Source organism: Faecalimonas hominis, from assembly GCF_054660755.1.
The window spans coordinates 26,675-36,709 of record NZ_BAAHSH010000020.1 but is presented as its reverse complement, the minus strand read 5'-3'; the positions used below and the strand labels follow the sequence as shown (position 1 = coordinate 36,709).

The 10,035-nt window shown below is 37.2% G+C and carries 4 protein-coding genes; 1 reads left to right on the top strand and 3 read right to left on the bottom strand.

The window, feature by feature from the left end:
- Positions 1 to 286: 286 nt before the first annotated feature.
- Positions 287 to 4,015, bottom strand: a complete 3,729-nt coding sequence (locus ACYQ35_RS02785; protein WP_459830022.1) for an FIVAR domain-containing protein — start codon at positions 4,013 to 4,015, stop codon at positions 287 to 289.
- Between the two features lie 24 nt (positions 4,016 to 4,039).
- Complete coding sequence (locus ACYQ35_RS02780; protein WP_459830017.1) at positions 4,040 to 4,786, bottom strand: hypothetical protein; 747 nt, start codon at positions 4,784 to 4,786, stop codon at positions 4,040 to 4,042.
- Between the two features lie 197 nt (positions 4,787 to 4,983).
- Between ACYQ35_RS02780 and ACYQ35_RS02775 the strand changes: the two genes are divergently transcribed.
- Positions 4,984 to 6,405 carry a phospholipase D-like domain-containing protein gene (locus ACYQ35_RS02775; RefSeq protein ID WP_459830012.1) on the top strand — a complete coding sequence of 474 codons (1,422 nt, stop codon included), beginning with the start codon at positions 4,984 to 4,986 and terminating at the stop codon, positions 6,403 to 6,405.
- 336 nt (positions 6,406 to 6,741) lie between these two features.
- Here the strand turns inward: ACYQ35_RS02775 and ACYQ35_RS02770 are convergent, their stop codons facing one another.
- Positions 6,742 to 10,035, bottom strand: a complete 3,294-nt coding sequence (locus ACYQ35_RS02770; RefSeq protein ID WP_459830009.1) for a LamG-like jellyroll fold domain-containing protein — start codon at positions 10,033 to 10,035, stop codon at positions 6,742 to 6,744.

The window sequence follows — 10,035 nt, the reverse complement described above, 5'->3', positions numbered from 1 at the left end:
TGGAAGTTGTGCCGTTACACGAAACCGTTTCAAAAGATTTTGACCTCCAGCCTCTGAAGGAAAAGCCACGAAAGCGGAATCTACCATCGCCAAAGCACCCATGGAGAATGTCTACTTTTCTTCAGTTCAAAAATCATAAGATAACAGAAACTATGCTTATATGCTAAAATATGCACCGGGAAATCGGTGCATATCGTACAAAAAATTTAGGACATAATCAAAAATGGTTGACACAAAAAAATTCAGCCTGATTTCTCAGACTGAATTTTCACTCTTTATAAATTACTTATTTTCTTTTTTTAAGTAATAAGGCGATAGCCAATCCCATTCCAGCAACTGTTGCCGTAAGTGGAAGAACCGGAGCTTCATCTCCTGTTTTTACAGGTGTATTTGGTTTGTTTGGTTTTTCCGGTTTCGGTTGTTCTGGTTTTGGTTTTTCCGGAGTAATCGGTTTTACTTTTACAAGCGCTTTTTCCGCTGCATTTAATGCGTCAAGCGCTTTGTCAACCTCATCTTGTGTTGCCTCTCCATCATTTAAAACTGTTTTTGCATTTTCTAATGCCTGTGCGAAGTTTTTCCATGATTCTGCTGTGTAGTCTTTTGCATCGTATTTGCTGTACTTGTCATATGCTGCCTGTAATTTTGATTTATCAACTTTTTCAGGCTGCTGCACCGGAACAAGTGCCTGCTCTGCTTTCTCTAACGCATCATACGCTGCATCTACCTCATCTTGTGTTGCCTTTTTATCATCTAAAACTTTTTTAGCCTCTTTTAATGCTTTTTCAAAGTCTTTCCAAGAGTCTGCCGTAAAGTTATTTTTATCATAACCTTTACATACATCATATAATTCCTGTAATTTTGACTTGTCAACTACTACAACATCACTCTCTGTTGTTGCAGAAACTTCTGCTTTCTCAGATTCGTTTCCTGCTGTATCCACAGCGGCTACTTCAACTTTGTATGTTGTTCCCGCTTGTAATCCTTCAACAGTGTAAGATGTTCCTTCCACTAATTTGTCTGTATTCTGTAATTTACCGTCTACATATACTCTGTATCCTGCTACGTCCACATTGTCAAATGCTTCTGCCCAGTTTACTGTTACGCTAGTCTTTTTCACGTCTGTTACACGCAAATCTGAAGGTTTTGTAGGCGCTTCTTTATCCTCTACTGCAACGTCCTGATATGTGATAATCGGTGTAATATGAACAGATGGTTTTGATGGATTTCCTTCGTTCTTTGCTTCCACTCTGATAAAGTCACCTTTTTTCACTGCAATTCCTTCTTTTGCAGGGAATTCACCTTTTTTCTTGCTTTCAGTTAATTTGCAGTTTTGCTGTTCTTTTCCATTAACAGTTAATGAAACAATAACACTACCGTTTGCATTACCATCTTGTCTTAAATATGGTTCATTTGACTTAATATTAAAGTTTACTACACCGTCTTTTGCCGCGCGGAATGTCATGGCTGTTCCTTCCGCCGTGTTTGTATTAATTGGCGCTGAAATCAAACCGTGTGTTTCATCTCCGTACCCTTCTGTTGTTCCTTGTCCTGCATCTACACCCGGACCATAGTATGTGTCTAATGCCCAGTTTGGCCAACCGTCTTTATCTACAGTTGTCATGTTTGTATATTTGCCACCTTTTTTCATCTGAGCAAACCATACATTACCCTGCTGTTTGTGAACATAGTCTTTTGCCCACTGGTATTCGTTTTTCACTTCAATTTTGTAATTATTTGCTGTTCCATTTTCTGCTGTAATGCGAACAACCATTCCTTCTTTCACTGCTCCAGATTTTACTTCTTTGTCGCCATTCCATACAGATACAGAAGCTGTCTCATGTACTTTTACGTCAGACTTAATTGCACCTACTGTCATTGGGTTCTTTGTTGTAGAAGGCACATAAATTGTCTTTGTTTTTTCTTTTACCATGAAACTTGTTTCTTTTAACTGATTGTCTGCGTTTGCTACGATTGTATAAGCAACTTTATTTGTTCCATCAGAGAGTTCAACTGTCATATTTCCTTTGACAATATCGTTTTCTCCTAAAACTTTACCGTCTGCATTTTTTACAGTAAGAGTTAATCCTGCATCATAGTATACATTTTCTTTTAATTCTTTTACAGTTGTGTTTTTCTCTAAACCACCGATTGTTTTAGCAGCATTGTCTACTGTGTATGCTTCTGAACGCAATACAAGAGAAACAACATCACTTTCTGCTGCTCCGATTTCAGGTACTCCGCCGATTGTCTTTCCGAAGAAGTCATGCTCGATAGCGTATCCGTTTAAGTCTTTAACAATCTTTCCTTTGTTGATTGCCGGAGAGTTCTCAGCAAGTTTGTATCCGTCAAATACTGTTTTTTCATTTGGATTTTCATGTTTTCTTGCCTGTTTATTAGCCGCTGCTGCGTCCGGACCTTTTCCTGCATCTACAAATACTTTTGTTCCCGCATTTACTTTTACTGCATTTGCATCATTCGGATATGTGCTTACATTGTAGTATAAGTTGTTGTCATATTTTTTGTTATTGCTTGGATTCCAGTCTTTTACCTCAACCGGTTTATCGCCTGCAAAGTAGAAAATATTGTTTTCCATATTTACCGGACCTGAGTTTCTGTACCAAAGAGATTTAATTCCTTCTTTAATATAGAAAGTATTGTTGTATACCTGTGTATTTCCTGCATTTCCAGCTGGGTCTAATGGTCCCATTTCCTCATTCTGGCTGATGTTATAACGGAATGTGTTGTTGATAGATTCACCCGCACAGAACATAATTGTACTTGCCGTATTTCCATGGCTATAGTTGTACTGATAATTTGTTCCATCACCAGAGTCAGCGTCCCAAGGCTGTCCGTCGCCGTTACCATTTTTAGCATTTAATGTTTTGAAACATTCATTGTACTGGAATACCGCATTTTTACATTTCCATGGCCAGATACCTGCTGCAACTCGTCCGTTTCCAACCGGAAGTTTTCCAATTTCGTTTCCGTTTGCATCAAGTCTTGGCTGTTCCTTTGAAAAATCTTGGAAATTAATGTGTTTGGAGCCGTTTTCCCCTACATTGTACTGAACCATTGGTCTGTCTAAGTACATTGTTGTAATATGGTCTCCACCTACATTATTTAAGTAGTTGTTTTCAATGACAACGTTTGTAGAACCATATTTTTTGATTACTTCATCACTAATTGTAGCTCCGCCAAATTTATCCCAGTTGTAAGTATATCCGACAGCAATACCCCAACGGTCTACAGTATCTACCTGGCAGTTTCTAATCTGTACGTCGTCGTATCTCGCAATTCCTGTCTCTTTCTCATTTTCCGGTTTTTCTACGATAAAGTAGATACCGCCGTTTGTCATATGTTTGTTGTAAACGTTACCGTCAACATCATGGATATACAGGTCATCTAACACGATGTGGTCTATTGTACCTTTGTTCTGTGCAACACCTGCAACACCTGTTCTGTCCATACAGTATGGGTCATTGTATTCTTTTTCATTATCATTTACTTCATCATCGTTACCACTACGGTCATTTGTAAGTTCAAGACCTCGGATTTCCACATACTCTACATCTTCAAGCAAAATGGAAGAAGATACTGTTCCTTTCCATTTGTGATTTTGGTTATCAAGATGTTTTCCGTAGTTCAATTCCCACTGTCCGTGTCCGTTTGTGTTGATTTTAGGTCTGTCACCTTCTCCATACGCAGAAACTTCAATCGGTGCTTCCTTGCTTCCACTTCCTTTTAAGTGAAGCGCCTGATTTTCAAACACTGAACCTTTCTCAAGTAATACTTTGTCCCCCGGCTGAAGTTTAATCTCATTAATTTTATCCAGCGTTTTGAAAGCGTTGTTTTCAGACAAACCGTTATTGGTGTCTTTTCCATCTGTAGAACTTACATAATATGTTTTTCCTACTGCTTCGTCTTTTGCGTCTACCGTGTATGCAGGCATTGTAGATGCAACTGTTGTTGTGACTAACGCCATAGTTAATACACCGCTCAACCATTTCTTTTTCATTATATTGCTTCCTCCTTAATAAATTTATATATTCTTCAAGGTAAATCGGCTAATTTTCCCCATCTCACCGACAACCTGTGAATTCTTCATCTTCTTCTCAATAATCTCATCATATTTTTTCTCACGAATTTCCTGTTCCACTGAAACTCTGGCTGTTTCTAAATCCAACTCCTCTTCTTCCTCACCATAAGTCCATTTGCGACTATTATAATGTTCCAGCACTTCTTCCTCTGTCAACGTCATACCTTTTCTTTTCTTGTCATTGCAGTATTTTTCTTTTAAAGTGCTCATTTCATATTGAAGATACAATTCAAATGTATACTCTTTTACACCGTATACCACTTCTCCGTTTTTTATCTTCTCTTCCCGTTCTGCATTTTCCGCTTTCCAACGCTTTTCTAAACCTGCAAAACTGCTATCTTTAACGTCACCGTTTTCTTTTGCGACTTCATACACCGCATTAATATATTGCAGACGTTCAATTGTATTCTCTGCTAAAATTTCATATCCGAATTTATCATCATACTTCTTTTCCCAGAAGTCCTCTGTATATTCGCAATCATACTTTTGCTGGATTTCTATCTTCGTATCATACTCTACCGCTTTCATACAGGCGAGATACTCTTCTTTACTCACTTTAGAATCTCCAACACTTAATTCAAACCGATTCATATTTTTATATATTACACTTCCTATGATAAAGAGAAGTACAATCCCTGATACAATTAATATCAGGATATTTTTATTTATTTTACGCTTCTTATTTTTCATGTCATTTCAACCAACTTTCCCCATATCACATTATACCTATTTTTGCTTTTTCCCTCTTGCACATTCTCCTCTTCTTTTCTTCATTTTTTGTATAATTCAGAACTAACTGTTTACTTTCTCTTTTAGCAGACTTATAATATTCTAATCGAATAAGCGCTTTTACGAACCAAAATACAAAGGAGAAATAGTATAATAGTATGAAAAAAAACATTTTATTCAAACACTTGTCCCCGGGGAAAATTTTATTGTTTTTGCTGCTGATTTACATTGCGCTCTTGGTCGTTCCTTATATTTCTCACAAGAAAGTTCCCGACGATTATCAGCAAAACTTCAATCCGAAATCTTTTTACAGTGATACCGCAGGAAACGAAAGAGTTGCTTATATTAACGATAACAATGACGCTCTCCTCTACCGGCTTCATATGATAGAAAACGCGAAGAAAGAAGTGATTTTATCCACTTTCGACTTTAACCCTTCCCAGTCGGGAAAAGATGTTATGTCCGCATTGATTGAAGCGTCAAAGCGCGGCGTTTCCGTCCGCATCATTGTTGACGGCTGCAGTGGATTTCTTGACATGTACGGAAATGACTATTTTCAGGCTCTTGCCTCTTATCCCAACATTTCCATACGCATTTACAATCCAATCAATCTGCTGAAACCTTACGATATGCAGGCGCGTCTTCATGACAAATATGTTATTATCGACAATAAAATGTATCTGCTCGGCGGAAGAAATACGACAAACCTTTTCTTGGGAGACTATTCTTCTTCCAAAAATATTGACAGGGAACTTTTTGTATATAACAGTTCCGAAGCAGATAAAAACTCATCACTTTCACAACTTCGCACATATTTTGAAAGGGTATGGGCATTGTCTGACAGCAAAGAATACACTTGTGAAAAAGTAACTGAAAGTGTGAAGAAGGCGGCAGCGGCATTAGAAAAACGCTCCGACTATTTAAGAAATAAATATGCAGACGCTTACACGGATTGGGATTTTGAAAAATTAACTCTTCAGACTAACAAGGTTTCGCTTTTAACTAACCCGATTGAAACAGAAAACAAAGAACCGCTTCTTTGGTATTCCCTTCAGCAATTAATGCTTGATGCAAAAAATGTTACGATTTACACCCCCTACATTATTTGCGGAAAAGAAATGTATCAGGGACTTGAAGATTTGAAGAAGAAAAACATTCCCGTAGAAATCATCACAAACGATGTTGCCAGCGGTGCAAACCCGTGGGGCTGTACGGATTATCTGAATCAGAAAGAAAAAATTCAGAAAACGGGCGCAAAGGTATATGAGTTTATGGGGAAATATTCCTGCCATACAAAAGCATTTCTTCTTGATGATCGTTTAAGTATTGTCGGTTCTTACAATTTCGATATGAGAAGTACTTATCAGGACACGGAATTGATGCTCGTTGTGGATTGTCCGGAATTAAATTCGATTATCCGACAGGAAGCTGAGCGAGATAAAACTTACAGTAAAACAATGGGAGAAGACGGTGACTATATTTACGGAGAAAATTATGTGGAGAAAGATTTGAGTGTGGGAAAGAAAATTTTCTATGGAATTCTCAGAGTTGTCGTTCTTCCGATAAGAAGATTTTTGTAGAAACTGTGAAACGGGACGTAGTAAAATTGGATTTTGCTACGTCCCGTTTCACGTATACCCCCGTCCCTTTTCCGAAAATGCCCTGTCCCTTTTTAACTATAAATCTATAAATCTATATATCTTCTTCTCCAACCACACAAAAACCTTGGAATATGCTTTAAATCAGAAGAAATTATTCAAGTTATTTATGTTATTTTTAAGCAGAACGGAAAACCTACAGTTTTACAGGCTTTTCCCACTTAATCTAGAAAAGGGACAGGGCTTCCAGAGATTAGGGACACGGTAAATTGTAATTGGGGACGTAGTGATTTATAAAATCACTACGTCCCCAATTAATTATTTCCTCTTCTTAAGTAGAAGTGCTATAACTGCTCCTGCTCCCGCAATTGTTACTGCAAACGGAAGAATCGGTGCTTCATCTCCTGTTTTCACAGGTTTATTAGTTGTATCTGGTTTTGTATTCGGTTTGTTGCTTGGTTTTTGCTGAGGTTTACCATCCGGTTTATCATCTGGTTTATTATCCGGTTTGTTATCAGGATCATTATTCGGTTTTTCCGGTTTGCGTTTCAAGTTTTTAATGGCTGTTTCAATTGCTTCTGCCATTTTATCTACTTCTGCCTGTTTTGTAATATCTAAATCACGGACAACCGCTTTAATCGCTTTTTCCACCTCGCTGAAATCAACATACTCATCTTTATTCAAAGCATCCTCTTTGCTGATTGCTTCATCTACCTTTGTATAATCTGCTTTTTTCAAAACAAGTTTATTCTGAGCATCTGTTAATTCTTTAAGAGCTTCAGCAACTTCTGTCTGAGTAGCAAACATATCATTTAAAATAGTTTCTGCTTTATTTAAAGTTTCTTCGATAGATTCAAAATTAGTATAGTTATTTTTATTCAGACCATTAATTTCATCAACTTTATTCTGTAAATTTGTTTTATCTACATTGTTACAGATTTTTGCTACAACAAATGAATGTTTTGGTAACGTAATACTCTGGTTTTCTTCCAATACCATTTCTGTCTTGGTAATTTTTACATTGTCTGGTTTTTCCAATGAATTTTCGTCTGTAATTGTTTTTGAACTTAATGTCTGTAACTCAACTTTACGTCCTGTTAAGTCGTAGTTCGGTATATTCAAAGTAACTTTTCTGTCATTTTGGCGGTCAACGTTTACCATAGCCACATAAACATTTCCAGAAGCGTCTTTACTTGCAAGAGCAGATAAAGTTTTTACTCCATTGTTCATTGTTGGCACACGATTAAACTGAGCATCTACGATGTTTTCTCCAAATCCTGCATTTAACATTTCAAATACATGAGCCGATGGTGTAGAGAAGAACTTAAATTCTCCTTCTCCTGTTTTTGTATCTGCCCCAGCCTGAGGAACAACCTGAATAACAGCCTGCTGTGTTGGTCCAAGTAAATCTCCCCCATCACTATACCAGTCTGACAAACAGTGTTTCTGAATATAAGGGCTTCCTAAACGCACATATTCCATCAAAACTTTTGCAATGTATACAGCATGAGTTTGTGAGCGAACTTGTGGCTGTGTATTTCTGAAAATACCATATTCACTAATAACCGGCACTTTACCTTTTGGTAACATATTTACATAGTTCTCCACATGATGAATACCATTTGTTTCTGCTTTCTTCATGGCATCATCATAAAATGCTTCAGAAGTATTTCCCTGTACAGTACTTGAATACGGATGTATAGTCATTCCGTCATACCAATCATTTGCATTTAAGTTATTCATACGAGTAATAAAACCTTTGGATTCATAACTTGTATAAACTTTTGCCTCGTGTGATGTACCTTCGATTTCATTGATTTTATCTGTTGTATTTTTAATCGCCTTTGATACATCAATGAATCCATCTCGTTCCACGCTGTATGTAGCATACACATTCTGGTTTGCTTCCGGAATTTTACCGTGTTTTCCGTCACCAAAGCGAATTGCTCCTGTACTGTAATCAACAACACAGTGTTTATCATTTGCTCCCGAATTTGCAAAAGAATCTACAACAGTCCATGGTTGTAAATTTCCATCTACTCCTACAAAGACTTTTACTCCGTCATTTACCGCTTTAAAATCAGGGTCGGCAACAATTTTTCCGTTTTCCATTTTTCCTGGATTTACATTTGCATATCTTAAATATCTAACTAAATTCGGTTTTCCGTCTGTTCTTGATGCAACTTTATTCCAGTTTTCTTCATCAACAGCGTATCTCTGTACAAAATTTGCAGTTCCGCCTTCTGTGTAGGCTTTCTCTGATCCGCCTTCCACATAATCCGTCCAATATCCTTGAGATGTTTTTCCATCATTATCCTTGCCAAATGCCTGCTGCATTTCGTTTCCGATTTCAAAATAACGTACATTGTATGGTTTTTCATGTCCGTTATTCGCACGAACCTTTGCCCAGTCAATCCCACCATTTGGGTTTGTTCCTACTTTAGCGTTTAAGTATTCCACTAAATCAGTTGCATCCATTTTACTTCCACGGCCTAAACTGTATACATATACAATTTCTGAATCTACGTCATCTGCAAAGTCTGCAATTTCTTTAATTCCAAAGTTTGCCTCAATACCTGCTTGGTTTCCTGAATTGTAAAATCCATGAATCTGTTTTTTTCGGCTTTCTTTTGGACCTAAAGTTGTTTTCCAGTTGAATAAGTTTGAAATTGTTCCTCCCGGATAACGAATTGAACCAAATCCTGCATTTTCATATAACTCTTTGAAATCCTCTTTAACTTTCATTGTCTTAGAGTCAAATGTTCCATATCCGTTGAAAGCGTAACGGTGGTTAATACCAAAAATAGATTCCGGCTCAATTGTACGATTTACTTCATCTAAGTTTAATGTTAAACTTACTCGATTTAATTCTTCTGCCTTTTCATTGTATAACGCCTTTGCTTCCTCATCAGTTAAGACTTTATTGTATACACAAAATTCGTCTACATCTCCACGCATTGGATGTGGATCTGTACTTCCCGATGTTTTATGTGCTCCTAATCGCAACGCAAGTTTTTCATTTATTACATTGCTTCCTAAATCCTGTTCACTGTCTTTCTCACCGTTAATATAATATTTAACTTTTTTTGCATTCTGATCAAATGTTACAGTAATATGCTGCCACTGTCCCTTTGCCACAGTTTTTGTAGATGCAACATCCTGGCCGTTAAGATATGTATTATATTTTCCATCACCCTTAAGAGTTAATATAGAACGCCCCTCTCCTTCGTGCTGCAATAATACAGTAGGTTTATTCCCCTCATTTGCTACAACAGATGTATCATAACGATACCACATAGAGAAAGATGTTGAACCGCTTCCCGTATTAATATAATCATTTAATCTCAAATAATTATCTGTTCCGGCTCCGAAACGAAGAACCTTTCCGAAAACTGCATCTCCACTTTCTACTATTTCCACTTTTCCATGTAATGTTGCAGTTGTCTTATCTCCTTCGCTACTTTTCAGTGAGTCAAAGTTCCAATAATCTTTTAATCCATTTGTCAAATCCATTCTTTCAGGATTTTTTGCATATGCCGGCAATGCGCTTGGGATAATCATCCCAAACGCAAGTGCTGAGCATAATAATGTTTTTAACGCTCTACTTTTCAT